The 26,746-nt window shown below is 69.2% G+C and carries 26 protein-coding genes; 11 read left to right on the top strand and 15 right to left on the bottom strand.

Features of this window, described 5'->3' with window-relative positions:
* Window positions 1-9 precede the first annotated feature (9 nt).
* The 7 genes from DFR50_RS06945 to DFR50_RS06975 form a co-directional block, all read right to left on the bottom strand.
* A complete protein-coding gene (locus DFR50_RS06945; RefSeq protein WP_113888474.1) occupies window positions 10-1,380 on the bottom strand; it encodes an ABC transporter permease in 1,371 nt (456 codons plus the stop codon).
* Entirely contained in the window at window positions 1,377-2,738 is a 1,362-nt protein-coding gene (locus tag DFR50_RS06950; protein ID WP_245427401.1) for an ABC transporter permease, read from the bottom strand. Before DFR50_RS06950 ends, DFR50_RS06945 begins: the two co-directional genes overlap by 4 nt.
* Complete coding sequence (locus tag DFR50_RS06955; RefSeq protein ID WP_113888475.1) at window positions 2,735-4,450, bottom strand: sugar ABC transporter ATP-binding protein; 1,716 nt, start codon at window positions 4,448-4,450, stop codon at window positions 2,735-2,737. The genes DFR50_RS06950 and DFR50_RS06955 overlap by 4 nt, the downstream gene beginning before the upstream one ends.
* 64 nt (window positions 4,451-4,514) lie before the next feature.
* Window positions 4,515-5,687: an ABC transporter substrate-binding protein gene (locus tag DFR50_RS06960; protein ID WP_245427403.1), complete on the bottom strand. Its 1,173-nt coding sequence runs from the start codon at window positions 5,685-5,687 to the stop codon at window positions 4,515-4,517.
* Window positions 5,688-5,744: 57 nt separating this feature from the next.
* On the bottom strand, window positions 5,745-6,539 hold the full coding sequence (attM, locus tag DFR50_RS06965) for an AttM family quorum-quenching N-acyl homoserine lactonase (RefSeq protein WP_425376069.1): 795 nt from the start codon (window positions 6,537-6,539) through the stop codon (window positions 5,745-5,747).
* Window positions 6,540-6,708: 169 nt separating this feature from the next.
* Window positions 6,709-7,560, bottom strand: coding sequence for an alpha/beta fold hydrolase (locus tag DFR50_RS06970; protein WP_113888477.1), 852 nt, complete (start codon window positions 7,558-7,560; stop codon window positions 6,709-6,711).
* 42 nt (window positions 7,561-7,602) lie between these two features.
* Window positions 7,603-7,986 carry a hypothetical protein gene (locus DFR50_RS06975; protein WP_113888478.1) on the bottom strand — a complete coding sequence of 128 codons (384 nt, stop codon included), beginning with the start codon at window positions 7,984-7,986 and terminating at the stop codon, window positions 7,603-7,605.
* A gap of 214 nt (window positions 7,987-8,200) precedes the next feature.
* Between DFR50_RS06975 and DFR50_RS06980 the strand changes: the two genes are divergently transcribed.
* The 3 genes from DFR50_RS06980 (at window position 8,201) to gabT (ending at window position 11,624) form a co-directional block, all read left to right on the top strand.
* Window positions 8,201-8,947: an IclR family transcriptional regulator gene (locus DFR50_RS06980; protein ID WP_170153089.1), complete on the top strand. Its 747-nt coding sequence runs from the start codon at window positions 8,201-8,203 to the stop codon at window positions 8,945-8,947.
* A 191-nt stretch (window positions 8,948-9,138) separates the two neighbouring features.
* A complete protein-coding gene (locus DFR50_RS06985) occupies window positions 9,139-10,323 on the top strand; it encodes a CaiB/BaiF CoA transferase family protein (protein ID WP_113888480.1) in 1,185 nt (394 codons plus the stop codon).
* 5 nt (window positions 10,324-10,328) lie between these two features.
* The gene (gene gabT / locus DFR50_RS06990; protein ID WP_113888565.1) at window positions 10,329-11,624 is read left to right on the top strand and encodes a 4-aminobutyrate--2-oxoglutarate transaminase; all 1,296 of its coding nucleotides are present in this window, start codon (window positions 10,329-10,331) and stop codon (window positions 11,622-11,624) included.
* Between the two features lie 40 nt (window positions 11,625-11,664).
* Here gabT and DFR50_RS06995 read toward each other — a convergent pair whose 3' ends face one another.
* Complete coding sequence (locus tag DFR50_RS06995) at window positions 11,665-13,782, bottom strand: phytoene desaturase family protein (protein ID WP_113888481.1); 2,118 nt, start codon at window positions 13,780-13,782, stop codon at window positions 11,665-11,667.
* Window positions 13,783-13,901: 119 nt separating this feature from the next.
* Between DFR50_RS06995 and DFR50_RS07000 the strand changes: the two genes are divergently transcribed.
* Window positions 13,902-14,786, top strand: coding sequence for a LytTR family DNA-binding domain-containing protein (locus tag DFR50_RS07000; protein WP_113888482.1), 885 nt, complete (start codon window positions 13,902-13,904; stop codon window positions 14,784-14,786).
* Between the two features lie 33 nt (window positions 14,787-14,819).
* On the opposite strand, the gene DFR50_RS07005 is transcribed toward DFR50_RS07000, so the two are convergent.
* Window positions 14,820-15,440: a ribonuclease D gene (locus tag DFR50_RS07005; protein WP_113888483.1), complete on the bottom strand. Its 621-nt coding sequence runs from the start codon at window positions 15,438-15,440 to the stop codon at window positions 14,820-14,822.
* Window positions 15,441-15,471: 31 nt separating this feature from the next.
* On the opposite strand from DFR50_RS07005, the gene DFR50_RS07010 reads away from it, so the two are divergent.
* On the top strand, window positions 15,472-16,575 hold the full coding sequence (locus DFR50_RS07010; protein WP_113888484.1) for a CobW family GTP-binding protein: 1,104 nt from the start codon (window positions 15,472-15,474) through the stop codon (window positions 16,573-16,575).
* A gap of 13 nt (window positions 16,576-16,588) precedes the next feature.
* Here DFR50_RS07010 and DFR50_RS07015 read toward each other — a convergent pair whose 3' ends face one another.
* Window positions 16,589-17,029 carry a winged helix-turn-helix domain-containing protein gene (locus DFR50_RS07015; RefSeq protein ID WP_170153090.1) on the bottom strand — a complete coding sequence of 147 codons (441 nt, stop codon included), beginning with the start codon at window positions 17,027-17,029 and terminating at the stop codon, window positions 16,589-16,591.
* 402 nt (window positions 17,030-17,431) lie between these two features.
* Here DFR50_RS07015 and DFR50_RS07020 point away from each other — a divergent pair, with 402 nt between their 5' ends.
* Window positions 17,432-18,286 (top strand): LysR family transcriptional regulator, encoded by an 855-nt coding sequence (locus tag DFR50_RS07020; RefSeq protein WP_113888486.1) that lies wholly within the window; start codon window positions 17,432-17,434, stop codon window positions 18,284-18,286.
* Window positions 18,287-18,383: 97 nt separating this feature from the next.
* Window positions 18,384-18,593, top strand: a complete 210-nt coding sequence (locus tag DFR50_RS07025) for a hypothetical protein (protein WP_113888487.1) — start codon at window positions 18,384-18,386, stop codon at window positions 18,591-18,593.
* A gap of 19 nt (window positions 18,594-18,612) precedes the next feature.
* Here DFR50_RS07025 and DFR50_RS07030 read toward each other — a convergent pair whose 3' ends face one another.
* Together DFR50_RS07030 and DFR50_RS07035 are read right to left on the bottom strand one after the other, a co-directional pair.
* Window positions 18,613-19,257, bottom strand: coding sequence for a gamma-glutamylcyclotransferase (locus tag DFR50_RS07030; RefSeq protein ID WP_113888488.1), 645 nt, complete (start codon window positions 19,255-19,257; stop codon window positions 18,613-18,615).
* Between the two features lie 26 nt (window positions 19,258-19,283).
* Complete coding sequence (locus tag DFR50_RS07035) at window positions 19,284-19,529, bottom strand: hypothetical protein (protein ID WP_113888489.1); 246 nt, start codon at window positions 19,527-19,529, stop codon at window positions 19,284-19,286.
* A 634-nt stretch (window positions 19,530-20,163) separates the two neighbouring features.
* Between DFR50_RS07035 and DFR50_RS07040 the strand changes: the two genes are divergently transcribed.
* The 3 genes from DFR50_RS07040 to DFR50_RS07050 all read left to right on the top strand — a co-directional run bounded on the left by DFR50_RS07040 (window position 20,164) and on the right by DFR50_RS07050 (window position 21,351).
* The gene (locus tag DFR50_RS07040; RefSeq protein WP_113888490.1) at window positions 20,164-20,445 is read left to right on the top strand and encodes a BON domain-containing protein; all 282 of its coding nucleotides are present in this window, start codon (window positions 20,164-20,166) and stop codon (window positions 20,443-20,445) included.
* A 57-nt stretch (window positions 20,446-20,502) separates the two neighbouring features.
* Window positions 20,503-20,874, top strand: a complete 372-nt coding sequence (locus DFR50_RS07045) for a hypothetical protein (protein ID WP_113888491.1) — start codon at window positions 20,503-20,505, stop codon at window positions 20,872-20,874.
* Window positions 20,875-21,105: 231 nt separating this feature from the next.
* Window positions 21,106-21,351 (top strand): hypothetical protein, encoded by a 246-nt coding sequence (locus DFR50_RS07050; RefSeq protein WP_113888492.1) that lies wholly within the window; start codon window positions 21,106-21,108, stop codon window positions 21,349-21,351.
* Between the two features lie 90 nt (window positions 21,352-21,441).
* Here the strand turns inward: DFR50_RS07050 and DFR50_RS07055 are convergent, their stop codons facing one another.
* From DFR50_RS07055 to DFR50_RS32840, 3 genes are all read right to left on the bottom strand, one after another.
* Window positions 21,442-22,110, bottom strand: a complete 669-nt coding sequence (locus tag DFR50_RS07055) for a response regulator transcription factor (RefSeq protein ID WP_113888493.1) — start codon at window positions 22,108-22,110, stop codon at window positions 21,442-21,444.
* Between the two features lie 675 nt (window positions 22,111-22,785).
* Entirely contained in the window at window positions 22,786-23,103 is a 318-nt protein-coding gene (locus DFR50_RS32835; RefSeq protein WP_113888494.1) for an RNA-binding S4 domain-containing protein, read from the bottom strand.
* On the bottom strand, window positions 23,100-25,652 hold the full coding sequence (locus DFR50_RS32840) for a helicase-related protein (RefSeq protein ID WP_245427405.1): 2,553 nt from the start codon (window positions 25,650-25,652) through the stop codon (window positions 23,100-23,102). Before DFR50_RS32840 ends, DFR50_RS32835 begins: the two co-directional genes overlap by 4 nt.
* A 154-nt stretch (window positions 25,653-25,806) precedes the next feature.
* Here DFR50_RS32840 and DFR50_RS07070 point away from each other — a divergent pair, with 154 nt between their 5' ends.
* Complete coding sequence (locus DFR50_RS07070) at window positions 25,807-26,736, top strand: SMP-30/gluconolactonase/LRE family protein (RefSeq protein WP_113888495.1); 930 nt, start codon at window positions 25,807-25,809, stop codon at window positions 26,734-26,736.
* The last annotated feature ends 10 nt before the right edge of the window (window positions 26,737-26,746 follow it).

Here is a 26,746-nt window from a genome sequence, read left to right on the forward strand (position 1 = left end):
ATGGCTTCCTCAAATCTGGGTTCGGATGTGCGGGGAGCGCGCGTAGAGCGCCACCATCGGCAGGATCAGCAGACCGAAGATGAACTGCTGCCACTCGAATTTCAGGCCGATGCCGACGAGGAACGAGGTCAGCACCTGCAGCACCAGGACGCCGATCACCGTGAAGCCGTATCCCCCGGTCCCACCGAGCAGCGACGTCCCGCCGACCACGACCGCGGCGAGCGTCATGAACAGGTACTGGGAGCCCACGCCGATGAAGCCGCCGCCGCTCCAGCCGAGCAGCAGGCAGCCGGTGAAGGCGGAAAACAGGCCGCTGAGGCCGAAAGCGGAGATCCAGTAGGCGCGCTCGGAGATGAAGAGGCGCTCGGCCGAAGTGCGGTTGACGCCGAGCGCGTAGAGAAACCGGCCGTAGACGGTGCTGCGCAGGCCGATGACGAGGATCAGCGACGCCAGGCCCCAGATCGCGATCACCGGCGGGAACGGCAGCCCGAAGGTCGAGCCGGCCATCGAGGACAGGTTGGTCAGCCAGTCGGGCACGGTTCCGAACACGTTGCCGCTGTAGGCCGAGCCGATCGAGGTGACGATCTGGGTCGCGCCGGAGACGACGAAGCCGGCGCCGAGCGTGACGATCAGCGCCTGACCTTGCAGCCTCAGGCTCAGGACGCCGTTGACGACCCCGATCAGGCCGCCCGCGAGCAGGATCAGACAGAAGGCGAGCCAGGCCGGCACGCCGAGACTGATCAGGTAAAGCAGCCCGACGTTGGCCGCGCCGATCACGTAGGGGATCGACAGGTCGAGGCCGCCGAGCAGCGCAACCAGGGTCTGCCCGATCGAGGCGAGGCCGAGGAAGGACGCAAACAGCAGCATCGACTTGATGTTGGTCGCCGAGGCGAAGCCCTCGATGTTCATCGAGCCGACCGAAAACAGCCCGGCCAGCACCATGAGTCCGATGAAGGCGCTGCGGTTCTCCGCCATGAAGCGGCCGACGCTCATGGTCAGGATGATGATCAGGAGCAGGATCAGCGCCGAGATCACGGTCCAGACGTTGAAGAAGCCGTCGATCGTCAGCGAAAGCGCGACAAAGACGCCGACGAGCGCGAGGAAGCCGAGGAGCAGCCCGCGATATCGGCGCCAGGCCCTGCGAAGCTCGCTCGCCCCCTGTTCGCCGGCGGCGCCGGCGCTGAACTGGAGCACGTAGAACCGCCAAATCCAGGCCGACAGGGCGAAGGTCGCGATGGAATAGAGGATGACCTCTTGCGTCGGCAGGCTCTGATAGACGCCGACGCCCGCGCTGACCGCGGTCAGCGCAATCGCGATCAGGAGACCGATGACGCGCGAGAGCAGGCTGCCGGCCGGCGGCGTCGTGAGCGAAGCGGTCATGGCCGGGCGCTCCCGTGGCCGACGCCGCCGGCGTAGCCGTGCGTCGCGAGATAGACCGCGAGCAAGGCGAGGCCGGTCACGACGATGTAGACGATCGGGCCCAGGCCGCGGCGGCGCGCGCCGACGATCAGGGTTCGCGCGATCAGGGGCACGGTCAGCAGCAGGACGCCGACGAAGGCCCAGAGCCGGCTGTCGCGCCCGGACTCGGCGGCGGCGCCGCGCAGCGCCTGGATCTCGAGGAACCCGGCGGCCGTCCCGGTCGCCGCCGCGCTCGGGACGTCGCCGGTGTAGGTCGAAAACAGGATCACGCCGAGCGCCACGATCGCGAGCACGACGAAATAGAGCAGGGCCGAGAAGTTTCCGATCGTCCGCTGGATCACCGGCAGCGTCAGGGTGAGGAGCAGCGAGGCGACGAGAATCGCGCCGTAGCACAGGTCGGTGACGAAGCTCTGGATGCCGCCGAACGAAAACGTCGAGAGCACGTAAGTGATGAGATAGAGATCGACCGCGCCGATCAGCGAGCCGGCGAGGCTCGCCCGGCCGCCGCCGAGGGAAGCGCCGCCGAGCACCAGCGCGGTGACCGCGAGGAGCGTGTAGGTGGTGCCCTGGCCCGGGTCGCCGGAGCCGATCAGCGCGGTGAAGCAGATCGCCGACAGGCCGGCGAAGGCGCCCGAGATGAGATGCGCGCCGATGCGCACGATGGTGATCGGAATGCCGCTGGTGTAGGCCGCGCGCTCGTCCGACCCCATCAGGCGCAGATGGGTGAAGAACGCGGTGCGGGTCATCAGCAGCCACGCGAGGCTGGCCAGAACGAGGATCGCCATGACCGGCGAGAACACCGACGTTCCCGCGCCCCACGACGCCATCCAGTCCGGCGCGACGCCCCCCGGCCGCGGCAGGATGACGAGGTTGATGCCCGACAGCGCCAGGAAGCCGGACAGCGAAACGATGATCGGCTGAACGCGGACGAAGATCACGATCAGCGCCATCACGAGCTGGTAGGCCATGCCGACCGCGACGGCGTAGAGGAAGACCACGAACGGCGACCCGATCACATCCGCGGCGACGAGCTGGATCAGCGTCACGTTGATGAAACTGATCAGCGGGCCGATCGCGAGGTCGACGGTGCCGCGGCCGGCGACGACGGTCGCCATCAGCGCGTAGGTGGCGAGAATCAGCGGCGCGGCCACGATCACGGCGCTGCCCAGTCCCGAGTTGGTGACCAGCACCGGCGAGCGCAGCACCGCGATGACCAGCAGCACGAACAAGAGCGTCATCGGCATCAGGAGATGCGGGCTCGTGCGCGCGCCGGCGAAATGCGCCGGCGCCGCGACGGTCTCGGCCGCGGGTGCGGTCACGGGCCCGTCCTCCGGACAATTTCCCCACGGGCGCCGAATTCGACGATTCGGATCGCCCGCCGCGGTTCGGCGGCCGGCGTGCGCGAGACCGCGACCGGCGTCGGCGCAGGGAAGGGCCGGGCGTCCGCCGCCGGCGACAGCCCGCGCGGTTCGGCCGGGGCGGCCGCCTGCCGCAATCCGGCGCCGTCGGTCTGCCCGAACATGGCGTTGAGGATGGCGTGGCCCTCGACCGCGGCGCCGGCGAAGGCGTCGAACGGGCGGCCGGCGCGAAACACGATCACGCGGGTCGCGAAGCCGATGAACTCCTCGAGTTCGCTCGACATGTAGACGACCGACTTGCCCGATTCGGCGAAGGCGCGCAGCTGCCGGTAGAGCTCGGCCTTGGCGCCGACATCGATGCCGCGCGCCGGGTCGTTGAGCACGATGATGTCGGGGCGCAGGGCGAAGCCCCGGCCGATCAGGACCTTCTGCTGGTTGCCGCCGCTGAGCGAGGTGATCTTGTCGTCGCGTTCGCCGAACTTGAGCGCGAGGCTAGCGGCCTCGCGGGCGAACACGGCGCCGAGCGAAGGCCAGTCGATGAAGCCGAGCACGCCCGCCCGCTTCTTCTCGCGATAGAGCGGGATCGTCATGTTCTCGAAGATCGACAGCGACGCGAACACGCCCTCGCGCTTGCGGTCGCCGGAGACGTAGACGATCCGCTCCTTCACTGCGACCTTTAGCGAGTCGACGCGGTGAAAGCCGCCGCTGCGCGAGAGAACCGAAATCTCGCCGCCGGGCGGCGCCTGGACGCCGGCGAGATGGCGCACGAATTCGCTCTGGCCCTGGCCGTCGAGGCCGGCGACGCCGACGATCTCGCCGCGATAGAGCTCGAAGTCGAACGGCGCGGAGCCCGCGGCGTTGACGAGCCGATCCGCCTTCAGCACGACTTCGCGCCGCTCCGGTTGCGGCGCATGGCGCTCGGGGTGCGTCTCCTCCTGCGCTTCGCCGGTCATCAGCGCGATCAGGTTCTTTTCGGTGAGCTGCTCCTTCTCCAGGATGCCGACGTCGCGGCCGTCGCGCATGACGGTGGCGCGGTCGGAAATCGAGATCAGCTCGGCGATCCGGTGGGTGACGATCAGCACGGTCGCGCCCGCGCCCCTGAGTTCCCGGATCTTGGCGAACAGCCGCTGGGTCGAGTCGAAATCGAGCGCCGCCGACGATTCGTCGAGGATCAGCACTTTCGGCCGCGACAGGAGCGCGCGTCCGATGGTGATCCACTGCTTGAGCGCGAGCGGCAGCGTGCCGACGTTGGCGAACGGGTCGACCGGCTGACCCGCCAGCTCTTCCATGATCGCCGCCGCGTTGCGGACCTTGTGCTCGAACGGAACCGAGGACGAGAACAGGTTGTCGACGCCCATGTAGAGGTTGTCGACGACCGAGCTCTCCTCGGCGACGAGCACCTCCTGATAGACCGTGGCGATGCCGATGGCGCGCGATTCGGCGGGCGTCGAGGGGGCCTCGCCGAGCACGGAGACGCTGCCGCTGTCGATTGGCAGGACGCCGGAGATCACCTTGGCGAGCGTGCTCTTGCCGCAGCCGTTGCCGCCGATGATGGCGTGGATCTCGCCGGCGCGCGCCGAGAAGCTGCAACCGTCGAGCGCGCGCGTCGGCCCGAAATATTTCCGGACGTTGCTCACGGACACGACGACTGGCGAGGCGGCGGCTTCGGTCATTTTCGAAAGTGGATCCCGGCTTCCCGGCGGAAGGGGCCGCCCCGCTGGAGACGGCCCCCGCGGCTCACGGGTGCTTGAAGGCCGTCGGGTCCGAAGGCCTCAGGAAGAACTGATTGAGATAGGCCGGATCCTGACCCCACTTGGCCGGGCCGACCTCCCACCAGGACGAGGTCTGGGCGTCGCATTTGTCGTCGAGCTTCGCCTTGACGTCGTCCATCGTCAGCACGATCGGGTCGACGAGGATCGACTGGACCTTCGGGCCCTGGCCTTCGAGGGTGCGCATCATGATGTCGAAGATCAGCTCGATCTCGTCTCCGGGCGGCCAGACCTGATAGGCGGCGGAGATGATCTTGGGGTCCTTGCGCCACGAGCACAAAGCGCCGAGTTCGCCGCCGACGGCGATCTTGACGTCCTTGCGTCCGGACTGGGCGATGGCGCGCAGGACGCCCATCTCGGCCGCCGACTGCACGACGATGCCGTCGAGCTGGCCCGGGTGGGTGGCGAGCCACTTCTGCACTTCGCCCTGCGCTACCTGGTCGGTCCAGTTGCCGGCGATCGAGCCGACGATCTTGATCCCGGGCGCGGTGGCGAGGCCCGCCTTGACGCCGCGGTCCTGGCTGTCGGAGGCCGACGTTCCGGGAATGCCCTCGACCACGAGGACGTTGCCCTTGCCTTTCAGTTCGTCCGCCATCGCCTTGCCGATCTCGTAGCCGGCGAGCTGATAGTTGACCGACGAATTGACCGAATAGGGCGAGGTCAGGTAGCCGGTGAAGGAAAACACCGGAACGCCCTTGTCGAAGGCGTATTTGACGCTCTGGTTGAGCGCGGTCGGGTTCGAGCAGCACACGAAGATCGCGTCGACGCCCTGGTCGACCAGCTGGCGCATCTGCTGGATCTGGGTCGAATCGTTGAGGTTCGACTGGGTGATGACGACGTCCTTGACGAGGCCGAGCGCCTTCCACTTGGGAACGACCTCCTTCAGGAGGTGGTCCATGGCGTTGGCGCGCCAGGTGTTGCCGGCGTAGGAGCTGGCGTAGCCGATCGTCCACGGCGGCGGGCGCTTGGCGGCGAAATCGCGATAGGCGCTCGGGCCGGTCGGCTGCGCCGGATCGAGCATCGACTTGTCGTAGAGCCGCTTGACGACGTCGGGCGGCAATTCGTCGAGGCCCGCGGCCATGGCCGCCTGCGCGACGAGGCTCGCGGCGCCGGCCAGGAGCAGCGCTTTCATTGCTTTCATTGGTGTTTCCTCCCTTGGTGGTTCAGGTCGAGGCGCGGCCGCTCTCCGCCGCGCCCGTCAGTCGTAGAAGGCGCTCGGCGCCTTGCGGAAGGTCCGCCACAGATCGGGATCGTGGCCGGCGACCACGAGAGCGTTGGAGTCGGCTGCGATCTTGCGCAGCTTGGCGACCGAATGGACGGCGTCGACCGACGAGGTGACGAGGCCCGGCAGCGCCTTGTTCTCCCAGTGGTCCATCGTGTACGCGGCGTCGATGGCGAGCAGGATCGGCCCGCTGTTGGGCAGGGTGACCAGGAACGACTGATGTCCGGGCGAGTGGCCCGGCGTGAAGATCATGCGGATGACGCCGTCGCCGAACAGGTCGAAATGATCGGTGTAGTCGCCGCCGAGGAACTTCCAGGTCAGGTTCGGGCGGTCGAAATCGGCGCGGATGTAGGCCGCGGCGGAAAACCAGTCGGGGTCGAAGGCGTACTCGTACTCGAGCCGCTGGACGATGTGCTCGGCGCGGGGAAACCGTCCGACCGCGCCGGTGTGGTCGAGATGGAGGTGCGACTGGACGACGTAGCGCACGTCCTCCGGCCTCACGCCGACCGAACGGCACTGGTCGACGCAATTGTCGCGCGGGTCCATCACCGGATCGTAGGCGTCGACGACGGCGCCCCAGTGCGCGCGCTTGTCGAGCGCCGCCTCGACCGCGTTGCCGCCGTCGATCACGACGTTGCCCTTGGGGTGCTTGATCAGGAACCACGGCACGGGGATCTCGAAATCCTCCTCGCCCTGGTTCATCTTGATGTACTTGGTCTTGGTGCGCAGCGTCCCGGTCTGGAACATGTAGAGCTGGACGTCGGAGCGCACGCCGCGGCCGCCGCCGCCGCGCCCGACCGACAGCGTGGGTCGCGGCGCGAGATGGCTCAGCCGTCCGCCGGCGACCGACCGGCTGTCGGTCTCGATCTTCTGACCCCGCGCATCGAACTCGACGATCTTCATTTCGCGTTCCAGTTGCCGTTCGAAACGATCCCGGGCCTCATCCCGTTCTCTCCCGGATGATCCGCAGCGCTTCCCTGAGATAGACGCGAAACACCGGATAGTTTTCGCTCATCGGGAAATGCCCGATGTCTTCCATCTCGATGTAGATCCCGCCGGGTATCCCGGCCGCCGTCTTTTCCGTCGCATCCGGCGGGGTGAGATAGTCGTACGTGCCGGTCATCATCACGACCGGGCAGCGCCGGGTGTCGATCTTCGCGAGCGAGTCGCGCAGGTCGTGATCGACCGAGTAGAAGTAGAGATCGCCGCGGAAGGCTTCCGACCCTTGCGTATAGTAGTGCCAGGTCAGCCAGCGGTCGCGGTCGGGGCTCTGCGGCGCCATCAGGTCCCACACCCCGCTCGCGCACACCTGCGCGGCGTTGGCGTGGGGATGGCGCCAGACGTCGAGAAAGAATCCCGGCGCGTGGGCGGCGGCCTCGACCGGGATCACGGCGCGAAACCGGTCCGGCTTTCTCAGCGCGAGCTGCAGCGCGACGTTGCCGCCGAACGACGAGCCCATGAAGATCGGGTTCTTGAGCTCCAGCGCGTCGCAGAAGGCGACGATGAAGTTGACGTAGTGATCGGCCGTCAGCCGATACTCCTCCTTCCACCATTCCTTGTTGAGCGGAGGGTCGGACTTGCCGTGGCGGGCGAGGTCGTACGCAATGACGTTGTAATGGCGGGTGATCTCCTCGTCCTCGAGCAGATCGCGCCATTGATGGTTGTGACAGCCGGCGGTGTGCTGGCAGACCAGCGGCACGCCCTGGCCGTTCTGCAGGTAGAAAACCTTGTACTCGCAGCCGTCGACGTCGATCGTGACGTAGCGGCCGATGACGGGGGAATGTTTAGCCACGTTCGCCTCCGTGGAGTGGTCCGGTCGCGATCGACGGGCGCGTCATACCGGAACCCCCACTTTGCGCAGCAGCTCGAACTGGAGCGTGAAGTTGCGCAGGTTCTGCATCAGCACCAGCGTGTTGCCTTCGATGCGCAGGTCCCGGCGAAAGCTCGCGGCCCAGATGCCGTGGAACATCGGCCTCGGCACGGCGCGCGCGAATTCCCGCCAGGTCTGCGCGCTGGCGCGCAGCGCGAAGTCCCACGGGTCCATCGGCTGGGGGGCGATGTTGATGCGGTGGACCTTGCCGTCGACCATTTCGACGATCGCCTTCGCATCGCTCATGTCGAACAGGTAGGTGCAGGTGAAGTAGCGCGCCATCGCCCCGATCGTCGGGTCGGCGTCGGAGGCTTCGGCGTAGCGGATGGCCCAGTCGCGGATGTCCATGCGCACGCTCACGCGTTGGCGAAGACGGCGGGACAGGGCCGATCAGAAGCAGGCGCCATGGTTCCTCCCAGCCTCGGTCGTCCATTTAGCTGGACAACGTTTCCTATTCTGGATAGGATCTAACCATAAAGAAGAATGGCAGACAAGTGAAATGTCAGAGCCGGAGCAGGGGAAGGGGAACGCCGGGGCGGCCGCGAGGGAAGGTCCCGCGCGCGTGCCCGCGGTCGAGCGGGCCTCGCAGATCATGGACCTCGTCGCGAGGGCGCCTCAGGGTCTGAGCGCGTCGGAAATCGCGCGGCGAATGGGGATCGCCAAGAGCAGCGCCCACAGCCTGTGCGGCACGCTGTCTCACCTCAACCTTCTGACCCGCCGCTCCGACCAGAGCTTCCATCTCGGGCCGCACATCATGCGCTGGGCCAACGCGTTTTCCGAGCGCTCGGACGTCGCGGCCGAATTCGTGACGATCTGGGACGAAGGGACGCAGTTCCCCGGCGCCACGATCACGCTCTCGGTGCTCGAGGGGACGGAGGTCGTCTACATCGCGGCGCGCAATTCGCACGTCCTGCCGGGTTTCGAGTTCCGCGCCGGCATGCGCCTGCCGGCGGCGTTCACCGCGACGGGGAAGGCTTTCCTGAGCGCCATGACCGATCCGGAGGTGCGGCGCCTGTTCGCTTACGGTTTTCCGGCGCCGCTGACCGAGCGGAGCCCGAAGACCGTCGATCACCTCCTCAAGGACATCGCGGCTTGCCGCAAGCGCGGCTATTCGATCGACGACGAGGGGGTCAAGGAAGGGATGGTCTGCTTCGGCTACCCGGTGCTGAACTCGCGCAACCGTCCGATCGCAGGCCTCGCCGTGAGCTTGCCGAAGCGCGACTTCGACGACCGGGAGATCGGCGCCATCGTCTCCAACGTTCGGGAAATCGCGCAAAAAATCTCCATTCGCCTCGGGGCGCAGGTCTGAACGGCGGCGCGAACGCGGCGCGCGCGACGCGGCGTCGCACGGGGCGGATTGCCGGTTGCGGGCGCGCGCGGATGGGTTAGACCGGAGGCCCGCAAAGGTTGAAGGATGCTCGGCGACATGCGGACAAGGATTGCGCTCGCCTCGCGCCGCGCTCTCCGGGCGCGCGCCCGGGCCCGGCTGCGGACAAGCCCATGACCGGCGCAGCGCTCGAAGGCCTGCGCGTCCTCGAACTCGCGCGCGTGCTCGCCGGGCCCTGGATCGGCCAGACGCTCGCCGATCTCGGCGCCGAGGTCATCAAGGTCGAGAGCCCCGACGGCGACGAGACGCGGCAATGGGGACCGCCGTTCCTCGAGGTCGAGGGCGAACGGAGCGCGGCCTATTTCTACGCCTGCAACCGGGGTAAACGCTCGATCGTCGCCGATTTCGCCACCGAAGAGGGCCGCGCGCTGGTGCGCCGGCTCGCCGCGCAATCGGACGTGCTGATCGAGAACTTCAAGGTCGGGGGCCTGAAGAAATACGGCCTCGACTACGAGCAGCTCAGCCCGCTCAACCCGCGGCTGGTCTATTGCTCGGTCACCGGCTTCGGCCAGACCGGCCCGTATGCGCCTCGCGCCGGCTATGATTTCCTGATCCAGGGCATGACCGGCTACATGGACGTGACCGGCGATCCGGCCGGCCCGCCGCAGAAGGTCGGGGTCGCGATCACCGATCTGTTCGCCGGCCTCTACGGCGTCGTGGCGATCGAGGCGGCGCTCTTGCAGCGCGAGCGCAGCGGCCGCGGCCAGCACGTCGACATCGCGCTGTTCGACTGCCTCGGCGCCGCGCTCGCCAATCAGGCGCTCAACTACCTCGCGTCCGGCGTCCCGCCGCGCCGGATGGGCAACGCCCATCCCAACATCGCCCCCTATCAGACGTTTCCGGTCGCCGACGGCCATGTGATCGTCGCGGTCGGCAACGACGGGCAGTTCGCGCGGCTATGCGCGACCCTCGGCCTCGCCGGCGTCGCCGACGACGCGCTGTTTGCGAGCAATGCGGCGCGCGTCGCCAACCGCGCCGCGCTCGAAGCGCTGATTGCGGAAAGGACCTCGCGCTGGACGCGCGCCGCCCTGCTCGCCGCGCTCGGCGCCGCGACCGTGCCGGCGGGTCCGATCAACACGGTCGCCGACCTGTTTTCCGACCCGCAGTTCGTCGCGCGCGACATGGCGATCCGCCCCGCGGGGACGCCCGGCGTGCGCACGCCGATCGTGATGAGCGACAGCGCGCTCCGCCTCGACCGCCGCGCGCCGAATCTCGGCGAGCACGGCGCCGAGATTCTCGCGGAGCTGGAGGCCGCTCCCCCGCCTCCGGCCAGCCCCGCCGATACCGAGCAAGGATGATCCCGATGGCCGACAGGCAGGACGAAACTTCCAACGCGCAGTGGCTGGAACGCCGCCGGGCCGCCGTCGCCCGCGGCATCGGCCACAGCACCACCGTGTTCACCGAGCGCGCCGAGAACGCCGAGCTGTGGGATGTCGAAGGCAAGCGCTACATCGACTTCGCCGGCGGCATCGCGGTGCTCAACACCGGCCACCGGCATCCCAAGGTGATGGCCGCGGTCAAGGCGCAGATGGAGCGGTTCACCCACACCTGCTTTCAGGTGACGCTCTATGATTCCTATGTGGAGCTGTGCGAGCGGCTGAACGCGATGGTCCCGATCTCCGGCCCAGTCAAGTCGGCGCTGTTTTCCACCGGCGCGGAAGCGACCGAGAACGCGGTCAAGATCGCCCGCGCCGCGACCGGGCGGTCCGGCGTCATCGCCTTCACCGGCGGGTTCCACGGCCGAACCCTCGTCGCCACGGCGATGACCGGCAAGGTCGCTCCCTACAAGAAGGGATTTGGGGCGTCGCCGGCGGAGGTGTTTCACGTCCCCTTTCCCGCCCCGCAATTCGGCGTGACGGCGGAAGACTCCCTGAAGCACCTGCGGTTCCTGTTCAAGGCCGACATCGATCCGGAGCGCGTCGCCGCGATCGTGATCGAGCCGGTGCAGGGCGAGGGCGGCTTCCACATGGCCCCGCCCGAGCTGATGTCGGGCCTGAGGCGCGTCTGCGACGAGCACGGCATCGTTCTCGTCGCCGACGAGGTGCAGACGGGTTTCGGCCGCACCGGAAAGATGTTCGCGATGGAGCATTACGACGTCGAGCCGGATCTGATGTGCGTGGCGAAGAGTCTGGCCGGCGGCTTTCCGCTGTCGGGGGTCGTCGGCCGCGCCGCGCTGATGGACGCCTCCGAACCGGGCGGCCTGGGGGGCACCTACGCCGGCAATCCGCTCGCCTGCGCCGCCGCCCTCGCGGTGCTCGACGTGTTCGAGGAAGAGGGTCTGGTCGAGCGGGCGAACGCGCTCGGCGCGAGGCTGAAGGCGCGGCTCGAGGCCTTGGCGCGGTCCAACACGGCGCTGCCGATCGCCGCGATCCGCGGACCGGGCGCGATGGTCGCCTTCGACATCGTCAGGCAGCGCGGCTCGGACGAACCCGACGCCGCGGCGACCAAGCACGTGGTCGCGCGCGCGACCGAACTCGGGCTGATCCTGCTGTCGTGCGGGGTCAACGCGAATACGATCCGTATCCTCACTCCGCTGACCGCGCCCGACGTCATCGTCGACGAGGGCCTGGACCGGCTCGAGGCCGCCTTGCAGGCGTGAGACCGCGCAACGGGCGCGGGACGCCGAGCCCAAAGCGAGCTCATGCCGAGGCGAGCGCCGTCTTCGCGGCGCTCGCCCGCGCGGCTTTGCCGGCGAGCAGGCCGGGAACGAGCGCTTCGGCGGCGCGCGCGCCGGAAATCGCCACCGCCTCGACCCCGGGCCCGTGAGTCGCGGCGCCGGCGACGACGAGTCCGCGGATCGGGCTCTTCGCGCCGCGGAGGCGGGCTGCGCGCTCGACGCCGTAGATCGCGCCCGTGCTCGAACGGTCGTAGCGCGCATAGGTCACCGGGCTCGCCTCGGAGCGGTGAACGATGTGCTTGCCGAGATCCGGCAGCACGGTTTCGGCGGCTGCGATCATCGCATCGGCGATCTCGCGCTTGCGTTCGCTGTAGGCGTTGGAGCGGCGCCAGGCCTTCTCGTCCCCGCCCGGCGGGGCGGGGAACCACGCGCGCGCCTCCTCGTGGGTGAGGAGTTTGATCAACGCGACCGTCGCGTGGCCCGCCGGCGCCGCGGACGGGTCGACCTTGGACAGGATCTCGACGCCGATCCCGTTCGCGCCGTGCACGTGGATCGCCGGCCGGCCGTCGGGCACGAAGTCGACGCCGAGGTGCACCATGAAAGCCGAAGGCGCGGGCGCCGCCTCGGCGACGCGGCGGCGGAACGAGGCCGGGAGCAGCCTCGGGTCGACGAGGTCTTCGAACGTCCGCTTGAAGTCGGCGTTGCTGACGACGGCGCGCGCCAGAACGGTTTCGCCGCCCGCGAGCCGCAACCCGGTCGCGCGGTCGCCGTCGACCAGGATCTTTTCGACCGGCGTTTTCAGACGCACCGTCCCGCCGCGCCGCTCGATCGCGGCGACGAGCGCGTCGGCGAGCTTGTCCGAGCCGCCTGCCGGGTACCAGCCGCCGTGGAAATAATAGCCGAACAGCGGGACGAACTCCGCGCAGGTGAGCCGCTCGCGCCCGTCGCTGACGTAGCCGGTGAGGGCGAGGATCACCTCTTTGGCTTCAGGACTCAGCCCGTGTGTCGCCACCAGCTCGTCGAACGGCCGATCCATCCATTCGATCATCAGCGGGTGGCGCTTGGGCAGAGCCAGCACGGCGTCGACGGAGTCCGGCATGCCGGGGACGCCGCCGGTCGTCTCGCCGGACGCCGTCATGCCGTCGAAGATGGCGCGAATGTCGTCGAGGAGCGCAACGATGCCGGCGGCGTCGGCGGGAAATTCCGCGCCGAGCTGACGGGCGTATTCGCGCCAGTCGCGCGCCGGCTCGATGCGACGGTCGCCGAACACGTAGCTGTGGTCGACCCGTCGCCATGCGATGGCGTCGGCGACGCCGAGCCGCCGCAGGAGGCTGCCGAGCGCGCCGCCGGGATGCAGGCCGGAAAAGTCGTGTGGGCCGGCGTCGAAGCGGTAGAGACAGGCCTTGCCGCCGTGGCGCTCCTTGCGCAGGAAAGTGTGACAGAATCCGCCGGCGACGGCGTGGGCCTCGTAGACGGCGACCTGGAGGCCTGCGTCGGCGAGCAGCGCCGCGGCCGTGAGGCCGCCGATCCCCGCGCCGACGACGGCGACGTCGAGGCCGCTGCGGCGTTCGAAAACCGGCGCCGGCCAGCGAAATTCGCCCGCCCTGGCGATCCGCCAGCCGACTGCGAGGCGGATCACCCGGCCGGGGCCGAATATGGAGACGAGCGCGCCGAAAGCGAACAGACCCGTCGTCACCCACGCCGGCCAGCCGAAGTGAAAGGCGATCGCGTCGACGAGGAACAGCAAGCCCCAGAACGCGGACAGGATCTGGTTCACGAGGCGGAAGATCGGGCTCTCCGCCTCCGCCGCAAAGGCGGCGCGCGCATAGTCCGCGGTCCAGGGGCGCCCGAGGGCGACGCTGAGCAGCGCCAACCCGCCGAGCCCGGCGAACGAAACGGCGACGGCGTCGCTTGCGGACGCGACCGCGCCGGCGCGCAGGGCGAGTCCGAGGGCGCCGAACAGCACGACTCCGCCCGCCTCGAGGGCGCGGAACTGCCGGCGCACGGCCCGCCATGCGGTCGGCGCGAGCGAGACCGCCAGTCCGGCGAGCGAGGCGGGCCCGGCGCCCAGGACGGGGACGAGGATCCAGAACAGCGCGAAGGCGCTCAGCCCCAGATTGGCGGCGAGAAACGTGCGCATCAGCGGACGCTCACGGCAGGCCGATCGTCCGGCGGGGCGAGCGGGTTGGTCGTGCTCATCGATATGGTCTCGTGATATGGCGTTGCGCCGGACAGCATCATGCCGACGATCGGGACCTCATGCCGCTTCGCTTACGCGACTGGATCGGGCGAATTCGCGATCGGTCGCGTCGTCCCGTTCACGAAGCGCCAACGGCGGCCGGACCGATTCTGCCGGACTATCGCCTCGCCAGCGGCATCGCGATCGGGGTCGCCGCTCTTTTTGTGGTTCTGAGCCCGGTCGGCACAGATCGGCTGTCGACGCCGGTTCGGCTGGGCTATTGGCTCGGGATCATGCTCGGCGGCTCCGCGATCGGCGTCGCGCTGGCGCGCTGGCTCTACCGGGCGCCGGCGATCGAGCGACACCCCGTCCTCGGCGCCCTCGTGGCGGGCGTCATCCTGACGCCGCCGATCTCGATTCTGGTGGCGGCGGCGAATCGATTCGCGTTCGGCCTTTCGCTGGTGAGCGCGGCCCATTGGCTCACCCTCCTTCCGGCGGTGTTCGGGCTGAGCTGCGGGCTGTCGTTGGTCAACATCTGGGCGTCGAGGGGCCGGAGGGCGTCGATGGACGGCGCGCCGGCGCGCCAGCCGGCGCGCGAGGACGCTTCGCCGCCGCCGCCGCCGGCGTGCGCTCCGGGCGCCGACGAGGGCGAGGCGATGTTCCGCTCCCGCCTGCCGTACATTGTCAGGACCGCGGATCTCTGGGCGCTCGAGGCCGAAGACCACTATCTGCGCGTCCACAGCAGCGCCGGGAGAACGCTGATCCTGATGCGGCTCTCCGACGCCATGGCGGCGCTGGCGCGGCTCGACGGGGCCCAGACCCATCGCTCCTGGTGGGTCGCCCGGTCGGCGGCGACGCCGATCGAGACGAACCAGGGCCGCGCCGTCCTGGCGCTGCCCGACGGGACCCGGGCGCCCGTCAGCCGCAGCTTCTACCGGGATCTCAAGGCGCGCGGGTGGTTGTAGGGCGGCGATCCTGTTTTGCCCGAGCGGGCGCGCTCACGGATAGGCGTGCGAAAAAATGTCCATCGCCTCGAACCCGGCGAGGTCGAGGCGCGCGCGCTCGGGAAGATAGGCGAAGGCGGCGCGGGCGAGGGCGTCGCGGCCTTCGCGGACCAGCATGGCGTCGAGCTTTTCCCGCAAGGCGTGGAGATGGAGGACGTCGGAAGCGGCGTAGGCGAGTTGCGCTTCGGTGAGCGCGTCGGCGCCCCAGTCGGACGATTGCTGCTGCTTGGAGATCTCGGCGCCGAGAAGCTCCTTCACCAGGTCCTTGAGCCCGTGCCGATCGGTGTAGGTGCGGGCGAGTTTCGAGGCGATCTTGGTGCAATAGACCGGGCCGGCCATCACGCCGAAGGCGTCGCACAGGACCGCGATGTCGAACCGGCCGAAGTGGAACAGTTTGACCACGTTCGGGTCCGCCAGTAGCCTTTCGAGGTTCGGGGCGCGGGTCTGGCCGCGGGCGATCTGCACGATCTCGGCGTCGCCATCGCCGCGCGACAGCTGCACGACGCACAGCCGGTCGCGGCCGACCGCGAGGCCGAGGGTCTCGGTGTCGATCGCGACGGCGTCGCCGAAATTCCAGTCGTCGGGCAGGTCGGCGTGGTGGAGGCGGACGGTCACGGGCGTTCTCGTTCTCGAAGGCGGAGGCCAAATGGGTCGCGAAAGCGTTAAGGGCGGTTCTCGTCCGCCGTCAACCGGGACGGCGCCCCCGACCGCCGCGCTGCTGCCCTTCCACATCGTCACCGGGTTTCTCGGCGCGGGCAAGACGACCCTGATCAACCGCCTGCTGCGCGCGCCGGACCTCGCCGACGCGCTGGTGATGGTCAACGAGTGGGGCGAGATCGGACTCGACCATCTCCTCTACGAGCGCCTGTCGGGCGACGCGATCCTGGTCAGCGGCGGCTGCGTCTGCTGCGCGCTGCGCGGCGATCTCGTCGACGCGCTGCGCGACGCGCTCGCCCGCCGCGACGACGGGCGGCTGCCGCCCTTTCGCCGCATCGTGCTCGAGACGACCGGGCTCGCCGAGCCTGCGCCGATCGTCCACGCCCTGTTCGCCGATCCCGACCTCGCCGCCCGCCTGTCGCTCGCCGGCGTGACGACCGTCGTCGACGCGGTCAACGGCGCGGCCACGGCGGCCCGGGCCGAGAGCGCGCGCCAGATCGCCTTCGCCGACCGGCTCGTTCTGGCCAAGACCGACCTTGTTCCGGCAGCCCTGCGGGCGGCGCGCGTTGCGGAGGCGTCGGCCACGCTCCGACGCCTCAACCCGATCGCGCCGATCCTCGACGGGGCGGCGGGGGAACTCGCGCCGGCCGACTTTCTGGCGCCGATCTCCGCGCCGCCGTCGGCCGCGCCGCCGTCCGCCTCAGCGGGGCCGGGGCATCGGGTGCAGACCTTCGTCTTCCGCAGCGAGGCGGCGATCGACCCCGCGGCCTTCGCCCAATTCCTGTCGGCGCTCGGCGCCCTGCTCGGCCCGCGTCTTCTCAGATTCAAGGGCCTGTTCGCGCTCGCCGACCGGCCCGAAACGCCGATCCTGGTCGACGGCGTGCAGCATGTCTTTCACCCGCCGAGACAGCTGCCCGCCTGGCCGAATGCCGACCGTTCGACGCGCGCCGTGCTGATCGTCGAGGGCGTCGGGCCGCGGGAAGCGGACACGCTGTGGGCGGCGTTGACCCGCGTCCCGCGCCTCGATGCGCCCGACCTCGCCGCGCTGACCGACAACCCGCTCGCGCCACGGCCCGGCGGCCTGCTGGGCTGACCCCGCGCGAGGATCAGGTATCGTCGGGCGCGACCGGGGCGCACAGCACATAGCCGACGCCGCGGACCGAGCGGACGAGCGAAGGCGCGCCGGGCGTGTCGATCTTCTTGCGCAGGCGCGCGACCAAGGTGTCGATCGACCGATCGAAAGGGTCCCACGCCCGGCCCTTCAGCGCGGCCGTCAGGGCGGCGCGCGACAGGGCCCGGCCGGGCCGGCGGAGAAGCGCGACCAGCAGGTCGTATTCGAACGACGTGAGGTCCACCCGCCGGCCGGCGGCGTGGCGGAGGTCGCGGGTGGCGGTGTCGAGGGTCCAGGCGGCGAACAGGAAGCGGCCGTCGCCGGGAAGCAGCGCGGCGGCCGCCTCGGGCTCGACCACCTCGAATTTTCCGAGCCGCAACGCGGCCTCGATCGCCGCCCGATCCGGACGGGACTCGCCGAGCACGAAGATTTGCATGGTCATCCCTCCTGCCGCACGGGGCGGAACGCGAATCAGGCGCCGTCTTGATTTCGTGGGTATCGTCGTTCCCGAGTCAAGAAGCCTTGAAGGAACGCCGCCGCGGGGATCGCCAGACCTCAGCAAAACAGTCCAAGAAAACCTGTCTCCGCGCATGGAAGACAAGGCAAGAATCGCGGCGCGGCGCCGGACGGAATCAAAATAAACTGGATGGCTCCGCAACTGTTATTTTCTTTCCTGCCCCGGAGGCGACGACAGGAGCGCCGGCGATGCCGCGGGACCGCCCCGCCGAGCGCTCGGCGAAGCGAATTGGCCGCATGATTTCATTTGAGAAGCTCATGGCGGCGGCAAATTCCTGTATGAAGCCGAAGCTCCGTTCCGGCGTCGGGAGTCGCAGCGACCATGGCCGCCACCAGCATTCCGATCGATGTCGTCCGCGCCTTCGTCGCGGTGGTCGAGGCGCGCGGATTCACCCGCGCCGCCGAGGAACTCGGACGGTCGCAGCCGACCGTCAGCCTGCAGGTGAAGCGGCTCGAGGAGCTCGTCGAGGCGCCGCTGTTCGAGAAGGCGGCGCGCTTCGAATTGACGGCGGTCGGTTCCGTCTGCTTCGAACACGGCCGGCGCCTCGTCCGGTTGCACGACGCGATGCTGGACGAGGTCGGGAGGCGCAAGGCGCCGGACGCGCGTCTGCGGATCGGCCTGCCGGGCGAGATCGCCGAGCGGCTCACGCCGCAACTCGACCGCCTGCGTCGGGTGGCCGGGGGCGCGGCCGGCTTCGAGGTCGTGACCGGCGACGCGGACGGCCTCTCGCTCGCCATCCGCGAGAACCGTCTCGACATCGCGCTCGCGCTCGGCGTCGAGCGCGCTGAAGCCGCGGTCGCCTCGTGGCGCGCGCCGCTCGGCTGGTTCTCCGTCCGCGGAACCCGCGCGCCGCCGCCGCCGAAGGTCGCGAGGCTGGTCCTCCCGCCCCGGGGCTCGGCGTTGCACGAAGCGGCCGCGGGCGCCATGCACGGCGCGGAGCGTCCGTTCGAGATCGTCTGCGCGTGCGCCGACGCCGCCGTCCGCGTCGCCGCCGTCTCCTCCGGGCTCGGGGTCGCGCCGATGATCGACGGGTTTGCGCCGCAGGGGCTCGAGCGCGTCGGCGGCCTGCCTCCGCTTCCGCCGCTGGTCGTTTCGCTGCTCGGGCGAACGGAAGCGCTCGCGGCGGCGGGACGGCGGTGGGCGTCGGAGGCGATGGCGGCGTTCGACGCCGGCTGAGGCGCCGCGGCGCAATTTGTCACAATTCGGCACGCGGTCGGCGGCGTCGCCCATGGCACAATCTCTCCCGCCCGGAAACGGTCGAGCGGAGGCCGCGATGCGAAAGCCGGGAAGATCGAGGCGATACGCCGACGCCCGGCGGCGCGCCGGCGGCGACGAGCGCGAGCTTCAACTGCTTCGGGAATTCAACCGCTGCGGCTCGGTCTCCGCGCTCGCCGGCGCGATCGCCGCGCGCCTCGGACGCGAACACCGCCCCGAAACGTTGATCGCCGACGCGGGGCTCGGCCCGAAAGGCGAACGCCGCTGACGACAGCGAGCGCCGTCGGTCACGCTTCGACCGCGGTCTCGCGGCGCAGCCTCTCGGCGAGCCACTCGAGTTCGCTGTCGTGGACGCCGATCGCGGCGAGATGATCCCGGGTCTCGGTGACGTAGGCCGCGTTGTCGCCGGACTGGCCCCGACCGGCGCGGACGACGGCGAGCATGGTCTCCCGATCGAGGCGCCCCGCGTATTGCCCGTGCAGCCGGTCGGCGACATAGGTCAGCGCCTGCACCCGCTCGCCGCTCTCCAGCGTCACCGGGACCACCCGTTCGAGATAGACCGCGGTCACCTGCTCGCGCTCGCGCAGGTAGCGGATCGTCGCCTCGCGCAAAGTCGCCGCGACCTCGAAGGCGACGCCGGCGCAGGCGCCCCCGCGGTCGAGGCCGAGCACCAGGCCCGGCTTCTCGGGCGTGCCGCGATAGACGTGCGAATAGATGCAGAGGCTTCTTCGCCAGCCGCGCACGGTCGCCTTGCGCCGGGAGGCAAAGGCGAAACCAGGACGCCACATCAGCGATCCGTAGCCGAACACCCAGAGTTCGCCGTGCGGCGCAGGCGCCGCTCCCGCCTCGCGTCCGCCGCGCCGTCCGGCTTCGTCTGATGGCTCGGCGTCTGGGCCGGAAAATCTTGCGCCCTGGCGGGACGGCGATGGCATGGGTGGTCTCCGCCCCGATTGCTGCCTCATCCGTCGCGGATCCGCAACCCGCTCGACGGGGTGAGCGCGCGGAGCGTCCCGGTCGCCGGCGACGGCCGGGGTCCGAGGCTCATCCGCGCCGCCGCCCGAGCGACGATGTCGGCGATCGCGTCCGCCGGGACCGGCTTGATCAGCGTCACGTCGAACAGGTCCTTCGAGCCGCGCCGGTCCTCCTCGGTCGCGTCCACGCCGAGCGTAGGCGAGCCGTCGTCGCGCGCGACAAGATGCGACAATTTGCCGCCTTGATGAGTATGCATCGTAGACACTTGCCGACCGACACGCTCCAAGCGTCGACGCTTGCTCCGCGAGGCTGTTCAAGCCGCTGGGGTTTCACGCGTTTCAGCACAGGTCGCCGCAACCGGCGAAGGTTTCGCGATCGGCCGGGTTGCCGAGTTACCACGAGCGCGTGAGGCAAAAATTACGTAACAGTACGTATTTGCCGGTGAATCGATAGCGCGCAGTCTCAGGCGTTGGATGCGCATGGTTCAGTTTCATCTCTACAACAGGATTAACAAGAATCCGGAATCGGAACTGACAGATATAGAGGTCGTAAGACATGGGATGGACTTACTCGTCGACGTTCATTGTTGACGGAAGCGGCGCGATAGGGGGGGAAGGCGCCGCGACCCTTGCTGAAGATTGCGGTCCGCGACTCTCGCAAGACGCACGTCGACAGAAACCCGGAGCAGCCAACGCTGGAGCGTCCGCCCGGATCAGAGGCCGCGTCGCAGCGGGGGCCCCTCGTTCTGTTCGCCGGGCAGAATCGCTGTTCAGCGCCAAATCCGAAAGCGTCCGGATGGGCTTCGCGAGATTCGTCGCGAATCCGGCCGAGTCTCATGCCCAGGCGTTTCCCGGGAGGTGGAGGTCATGACGATGTTGAGCAGACAGGGGAGGAGCGCGAGGACTGCATACGCCCTTCCGAAGGAACCCAGCCTCGATCTCCATGCGCGCGTCGTCAATGCGTTGCACTGGAGTCTGGCTATTCCGCGAAACAAGATCGACGTCGAGGTGGAGAGCGACTGGGTGACGCTGCGCGGCGTCGTCACCAAAACCTACGAAAAATCTTGCGCGGAGGCGCTCGCCCAAAGGGTGCCGGGCGTCGCCGGGGTGCGCAACGAAATCGAGGTTCGACCCGAGACAAGCTCTTGACCGGCATCGTCTTGCCAGACGGTCCGCGTCGCAGTGATCTCCGTCGGGAGGCGTGCAATGACCGCCGACGACCAGACCCGATATGGCCGCTTGCGCGCCATGTGCGAGTTCATGACGAATGTGGCGTCTGCGATGGAATACAGCGGCGGGCTGAACCAGGTCTCGAGAAACCGCCTCCAGGAATCCATCAAGCCGGTCCGGGAGGCGCGAGAGTGGATGTGGGACATCGGACAAATGATGATCCCTTCCCAGCCTTTGCCCGCCGGCCTGCACGAGGCGCTCGAAATCACGGAGAGCCGCGCCCTCGACGCCTTGCCGAAGCTCAAGGCTGCATTGGACGAAGCCTGCGAGGAGTTCCTCCGCGCCGCGCGCAGGCCGGTCGCGCCGAGGGGCGGCGGGATGAGCGCGGTCGCCGACGAGGCGCAGTGATCGCCGCCGGATGGACGAGAGAAGCCGATCCGGTTCGAGAAGGCCCTCCGAGACCCAGGCGCCCCGTCGTCGGTCCCGCGCGCCTCTCCTACGTGTTTCCACGGATTGTCCCGGGCGCCGATCCGGACGAAGTGTCGTCGAGCGACCCGAGGCGGAAGTCGCGGCCCCAGGATATCGCGGAGTCGAAATATGGATTTTGTTCGAGCGCTATCGAATCGAAGGTCTGTCCCATTGCCATTTGATAGCGCCTTTCCAGCCGGCGCCGTCCAGGGGCCGGACAGGATTGCGGACGGCGAGCGGCGCACGACGCTCGACAGCCGGCCCTTGCTCGGCGACAGGGCGCCGGATCCCGCCCCGGCGGATCGCTGGAGCGTGCGACGGCAAGCGGAGGCCGACATGCGGGCGGCGATGAAGACCGGCGATCTCGACGGGGTCCGCACGGCGCTGAAGAGAATTGCGCCCGGAGTCCTCGCCTGAACGGAACGGCCATTCCGGGGTTCGAGCGGCGTGCGGTCCGCGCGACGCCGCGGATGCGAACCGGACGAATGCGAGCGCGGGGCGCAGGGCTCACTTCTCGATGCAGTAGCCGAGGAAGCGTTTGGAATCGATCGGATCGAACCCGAGTCTGCGCTTCAGCTTCTTGCGCAGCTTGCTGATATGGCTTTCGATTACGTTCTCGTCGACGTTCTCGTCGAACAGACCGTATACGGCGTTGAAGATCTGCGCCTTGGTGACGCGCCGCCCGCGCGATTGCAGGAGGAATTCGAGGATGCGCCGCTCGCGCCGCGGCAGCGGAAAAGGCTCGCCGTCGATCTCGGGATCGCGCCCGTCGAAATGGACCCTGAGCGCGCCGAGAGCGACGTGACCCTTCTCGCCGTGGATGCGCCGGTTGATGGCCGCGACCCGGGCGAGGATTTCGCGGACATGCACGGGCTTGCGCACCACGTCGTCGACGCCGGCGGCGAACAGGCCGAGCGTGTCGTCGAGCGAATGGCGCTCGTTGAGGCAGAGAACCGGGGCGCTCGACCGTTCACGGATCAAGCGCGACAGGATCTCCCGCTCCCCGCACTCGCCGATCAGGAACGCTTCGACCGCGTGCATGTCGGTGTCGTTCGTCTTGTCGATCCACTCGCGGAACTCTGCGGGTTCGATCCCCGTCGACGATACGCCCTCGCGATCCAGTCCGGTGGCGTAGCCGCCTGAAACAATATTGCGGTCGTCGATAATCATGTACATCGCTCAGCTCCGAAGGCTGGTCTGAAACCGCAAATTCCTCTCCATGCAGACACGCACGCTTGCCGCCCCAGTCCGGGGCGTCCTCATTCCGCTTTCCTACGTTTGAGCGCGAAGCTTGCTGTGGACTCCACTGCAATTTGTCCTGAAAACGGACGATGACCAAAACCATACTTGAGGCGGTTGGGCCGGCGGGGTCGCCGCCCATGCCTGGAAAGCATGGTTTCATGTAGAATGGCAATAGTTAACACTGTGCTAATTTGTGTCGGGAGCCCTGCGGCCCCGCGTTCGGGCGCGGCAATGGCGGTGACGCCGGACAAGAGCCCGGTGGTTGAGGGACCGTCGCGCGTAACTCCCAAGCCGGCAGCGAACAGCGCCGTCATCGCGAGCGACCCCCGGGTCGAAGAGCCCGGGGGGAAGCGATCCAGGGCCGCTGGGCCGCTGTTGCGCCCTCTGATCGTCCCGCCGCCCTTCGTTGCGAGCAGAAGACGGAGCGATTTTTCCGCAGGAGGCAAGCGGCGGCATGGGTTGCTTCGTCGCTTCGCTCCTCGCAATGACGGGGTTGGGAGTAACCTTCGCGCCGCTTCGCGCCTCGAGACGACGAAAAGCGCCGTCCTCCCGCTCACGCCGGCAAGGACAGGAAATCTCGCGGGTTGGCTGTCGCGAGGCGGCCCGGCGTCAATGCGCGGCCAGCGCGTCCGACCTGTCGCCGCGGGAATCCAGCACGCTGTACAGGCCGCGCGCTTCGGGCGGCGGACCGCGCCTCTCCCCGAGCGCCTCGATCTTCACGGCGAGCCATCGCTGGCCCTGGGTGAAGGTCAGGACGTCGCCTGCGCGCAGCGACCGGCTCGGCTTGTCGATCGGGGAGCGAGAGGGGCCGCGCGCGAGACGGACGCCGCCTTCCTCGATAATTCGCGCGGCGAGGCTGCGCGTCTTGAAAAATCGTGCGCGCCAGAGCCAGATGTCGGCGCGGCAGGTCTCGGCGGCTTCGTTCAAGCGGAGGGCCCTGATGCTGAGGAAACGGGGCGGCGAGGTCGGCGGCGGCGACCCTTGCGCGTCGGGGCGGGAGACGGCGCGGCGCGCGCCTCGGCGGCGGCGGGGCCAGCCGCCAGCGCCGCCGGCCGGGGAAGCAACGGGCGGCGACGCCACAGGCTCGTCTCGCCCGGCTCGGCCGCCTTCACCCGCACGAAGCCGAGCGCCCGCAGGATCGCGTCGGCCTGGGCCGGCTTCCATCCGACCGCGGCGACGAGGGCGGGGGCCGCCTCGACGAGGTCGGGCCGCGCGGACGGCGCGGCGCGCGCCAGGGCGTCGAATCGCTCCAGCGACTGAACCGGGATCGCGAAGCCGGCCACGGCGGCGAGGCCGCGCAGGCTCAGCGCCTCCGGCGGCGGGACGGGATGCGGCAGAACGCTCACGGCGTCATGGGGCGGGCGCCAGCGCGGCGCGGCGAGCTCGGCGAACACCGCTCCGAGCGCCTTGGCTTCCTCGGTCAGGAGCCCCGGCAGGAAGAGGGCGTAGGCGCCGAACCGCACCCCGAAACTCTTCAGGATCCGCCGCTCGCCGCGGCTCAGCGCGCGGATGTGCTCCTCGGCCGCCCGCCGGTCGAGGACCCCCGATTGCTCGACGAGCTGGTAGGCGACGCCGCGGGCGAGGCCCCTCAGGCGCCCGTCGGCGATCGCTTCGATCAAATGCTTCAGCGGCGCCAGGTGCCGGCTCGCCTCGGCGGCGACGTAGGCTTCGAGCCGGCGCGCCGCGCGTTCGCGCGCCGCGTCCTGGCCGAACTCGCCGATCAGCCGCACGCGCGGCTTGAACGGTCTGCCGCCGACGATTTCGCCGGCCGCAAGTCCGCGCCACGCCACCACGCCGCCGTCCCCGAGCGCAAACGCCTCGTCGCCCTCGCCGGCCAATTCGCCGAGCCGCCGCGCGACCTCGGGCGCGACCGCCCGCTCGACCGCGCCGCGCAGCGCCCGGGCTTCGAGCGCCGTATCGGCGCGCGCCGGCTCGAAGTGGACGCCGGTCAGCCGCCCCACGACGTGACCTTCGACCGTCACCTCCCCGTCGGCCGCGATGCCGCCGAGCACGGGGCCGGCATGCTGGTGCAGCGAGCGAAGCAGCGTGCTGGTGCGCCGGTCGACGAAACGCTGCATCAGCGACTGATGCAGGGTGTCGCTGAGCCGGTCCTCGAGCGCGCGGGCGCTGCCCTGCCACGCCTGAGGATCGGCCAGCCAGTCGGACCGGTTGGCGATGTAGGCGAGGGTGCGCACGCGGGCGAGGCGGGTCTGAAGCGCGTCGATGTCGCCATCGGTTCGATCGAGCGCGGCGAACTGGCCGTGCATCCAGTCCTCGGGCACCCGCCGGTCGCCCTGGGTCAGGTGCTCGAACAGGCCGCCGATCAGCCTCGTGTGTTCGTCCTGCGTCGTCTTGCGGAAGTCCGGCGTCTGGCACGCCTCCCACAGCCGCCTGAGGTTGGCGCGGTCGCGCACGCGCCGGCTCACCAGCTCGTCGGCGGAGAGCTGGCGCAGCGTGACTTCGTCCTGCGCTTCTTCGGAAAGGCGCAGCCCGTGCGTCGGGGGCGAATCGGCGAGCGAGCGCATGAGGCTCTGCAGCGAGGCGAAGTCGAGCGCCGGATTGCGCCATTCGGCCGACGGCACGGGGGGAAAGACGTGGCCCTCGACGGCGCCGACGATCTCGGGATCGAGGTCGGGAGCGTCGCCCGTCACGCCGAACGAGCCGTCGCGGCGGAAGCGGCCGGCGCGCCCCGCGATCTGGCCGATCTCCTGGGCGTAGAGGCTGCGGGTGCGCCGCCCGTCGAACTTCCTCAGGCCGGCGAAGGCGACGTGGTCGACCTCCATGTTGAGGCCCATGCCGATCGCGTCGGTGGCGACCAGAAAGTCGACCTCGCCCGACTGGAACAGCCCGACCTGCGCGTTGCGCGTCCTGGGCGAGAGCGAGCCCATCACCACCGCCGCTCCGCCGCGATGGCGGCGGATCAGTTCGGCGATGGCGTAAACCGCGTCGGCGGAGAAGGCGACGACCGCGCTGCGGCGGGGCAGGCGGGTGAGCTTCTTCGGCCCGGCGTAGCTGAGGGTCGAAAGACGTTCGCGAAACTGGATCTCGGCGCCGGGGCAGAGCCTGCGGACCAGCGGGGCCATGGTCGCCGCGCCCATCAGCATCGTCTCGTGCGCGCCGCGCGCGTGCAGCAGGCGATGGGTGAAGACATGCCCGCGCTCGGGATCGGCGCAAAGCTGGATCTCGTCGACGGCGAGAAAGTCGACCTTGCGGTCGAGCGGCATCGCCTCGACCGTGCAGACGAAATATTGGGGATGGGCGGGGACGATCTTCTCCTCGCCGGTGATCAATGCGACGCATCGGGCGCCGCGCGTCTTGACGATGCGGTCGTAGATCTCGCGCGCAAGTAGCCGCAACGGCAGGCCGATCATGCCCGACGAGTGGGCCAACATGCGCTCGACCGCGAGGTGGGTCTTGCCGGTGTTGGTCGGACCGAGAACGGCGACCAGACGCGAGCGCAGTGGCGAGTCGTTCATGACTGAGAATGTGGATGACGACAGGACGTTCCGCAAGTTCTTGTATCTGTCACATCTTCCGCATCCGTCAGGGAGGAGTCGGATCGAGCCGGGGGCCTTGTGGCGGCCGCCGAACGGCGCCACCTTCCGGGAAGTCTCGGGGAGGAGGGCGCGCATGCCATTCGGTCAGATCGAAGGGACGGACATTCTCGCGCTCGATCCGCGGTTCAAGCGGCTGTTCGCCGGTTACGTCCGGGTCGAGCGGCTGTGGACCGGCGCGGTCTGGAGCGAGGGGCCGGCCTGGTTCCCGGCCGGGCGCTATCTCGTCTGGTCGGACATCCCGAACAACCGCATGCTGCGCTGGTGCGAGGAGTCCGGCCAGGTGTCGGTGTTCCGGGCGCCGGCGAACAATTCCAACGGCAACACGATCGACAACCAGGGGCGCCTCGTCACCTGCGAGCACCTGACGCGCCGGGTGACGCGAACCGAGGTCGACGGCTCGATCGTGGTCGTCGCCGATCGTTGGCGGGGCAAGCGGCTGAATTCCCCCAACGACGTCGTGGTGAAATCCGATGATTCGATCTGGTTCAGCGATCCGTCCTATGGCATCGACAGCGACAACGAAGGCGACCGCGCCGAGCCGGAAATCGACGGCTGCCATGTCTATCGTGTCGACGCCAGCGGCGAGGTCGAACGGGTCGTCGACGGCATGACGAGGCCGAACGGCCTCGCCTTCTCGCCCGACGAACGCTTCCTCTACGTCGCCGACACCGGCGCGACGCACAAGGAGAATGGGCCGAGGCATATCCGGCGGTTCGCCGTGGCGGCCGACGGCCGGAGCCTGAGCGGGGGCGAAGTGTTCGCCGAATCGACGGCCGGCCTGTTCGACGGGTTCCGCGTCGACCGCGACGGGCGACTCTGGACCAGCGCCGGCGACGGCGTCCATTGCTACGATCCGGACGGGACCCTGATCGGCAAGATCCTGATCCCGGAAGCGGTCGCCAACGTCGCTTTCGGCGGCGCGAAGCGCAATCGCCTGTTCGTTTGCGGCACGAGTTCGCTCTATTCGGTCATGCTCATGACGAATGGCAGCCGGCTCGGCTGAGACGCGCGAA

The sequence above is a fragment of the Roseiarcus fermentans genome, assembly GCF_003315135.1.
Classification (GTDB): Bacteria; Pseudomonadota; Alphaproteobacteria; order Rhizobiales; family Beijerinckiaceae; genus Roseiarcus; species Roseiarcus fermentans.

Bases quoted from the DNA above. Each gene is read 5' to 3' on its own strand.
- DFR50_RS06945 (WP_113888474.1), bottom strand. From the start codon at position 1,380: ATGACCGCTTCGCTCACGACGCCGCCGGCCGGCAGCCTGCTCTCGCGC.
- DFR50_RS06955 (WP_113888475.1), bottom strand. From the start codon at position 4,450: ATGACCGAAGCCGCCGCCTCGCCAGTCGTCGTGTCCGTGAGCAACGTC.
- DFR50_RS06960 (WP_245427403.1), bottom strand. From the start codon at position 5,687: ATGAAAGCAATGAAAGCGCTGCTCCTGGCCGGCGCCGCGAGCCTCGTC.
- DFR50_RS06975 (WP_113888478.1), bottom strand. From the start codon at position 7,986: ATGGACATCCGCGACTGGGCCATCCGCTACGCCGAAGCCTCCGACGCC.
- DFR50_RS06985 (WP_113888480.1), top strand. From the start codon at position 9,139: ATGACCGGCGCAGCGCTCGAAGGCCTGCGCGTCCTCGAACTCGCGCGC.
- gabT (WP_113888565.1), top strand. From the start codon at position 10,329: ATGGCCGACAGGCAGGACGAAACTTCCAACGCGCAGTGGCTGGAACGC.
- DFR50_RS06995 (WP_113888481.1), bottom strand. From the start codon at position 13,782: ATGCGCACGTTTCTCGCCGCCAATCTGGGGCTGAGCGCCTTCGCGCTG.
- DFR50_RS07000 (WP_113888482.1), top strand. From the start codon at position 13,902: ATGCCGCTTCGCTTACGCGACTGGATCGGGCGAATTCGCGATCGGTCG.
- DFR50_RS07010 (WP_113888484.1), top strand. From the start codon at position 15,472: ATGGGTCGCGAAAGCGTTAAGGGCGGTTCTCGTCCGCCGTCAACCGGG.
- DFR50_RS07015 (WP_170153090.1), bottom strand. From the start codon at position 17,029: ATGCAAATCTTCGTGCTCGGCGAGTCCCGTCCGGATCGGGCGGCGATC.
- DFR50_RS07020 (WP_113888486.1), top strand. From the start codon at position 17,432: ATGGCCGCCACCAGCATTCCGATCGATGTCGTCCGCGCCTTCGTCGCG.
- DFR50_RS07025 (WP_113888487.1), top strand. From the start codon at position 18,384: ATGCGAAAGCCGGGAAGATCGAGGCGATACGCCGACGCCCGGCGGCGC.
- DFR50_RS07030 (WP_113888488.1), bottom strand. From the start codon at position 19,257: ATGCCATCGCCGTCCCGCCAGGGCGCAAGATTTTCCGGCCCAGACGCC.
- DFR50_RS07040 (WP_113888490.1), top strand. From the start codon at position 20,164: ATGACGATGTTGAGCAGACAGGGGAGGAGCGCGAGGACTGCATACGCC.
- DFR50_RS07045 (WP_113888491.1), top strand. From the start codon at position 20,503: ATGACCGCCGACGACCAGACCCGATATGGCCGCTTGCGCGCCATGTGC.
- DFR50_RS07055 (WP_113888493.1), bottom strand. From the start codon at position 22,110: ATGTACATGATTATCGACGACCGCAATATTGTTTCAGGCGGCTACGCC.
- DFR50_RS32840 (WP_245427405.1), bottom strand. From the start codon at position 25,652: ATGAACGACTCGCCACTGCGCTCGCGTCTGGTCGCCGTTCTCGGTCCG.
- DFR50_RS07070 (WP_113888495.1), top strand. From the start codon at position 25,807: ATGCCATTCGGTCAGATCGAAGGGACGGACATTCTCGCGCTCGATCCG.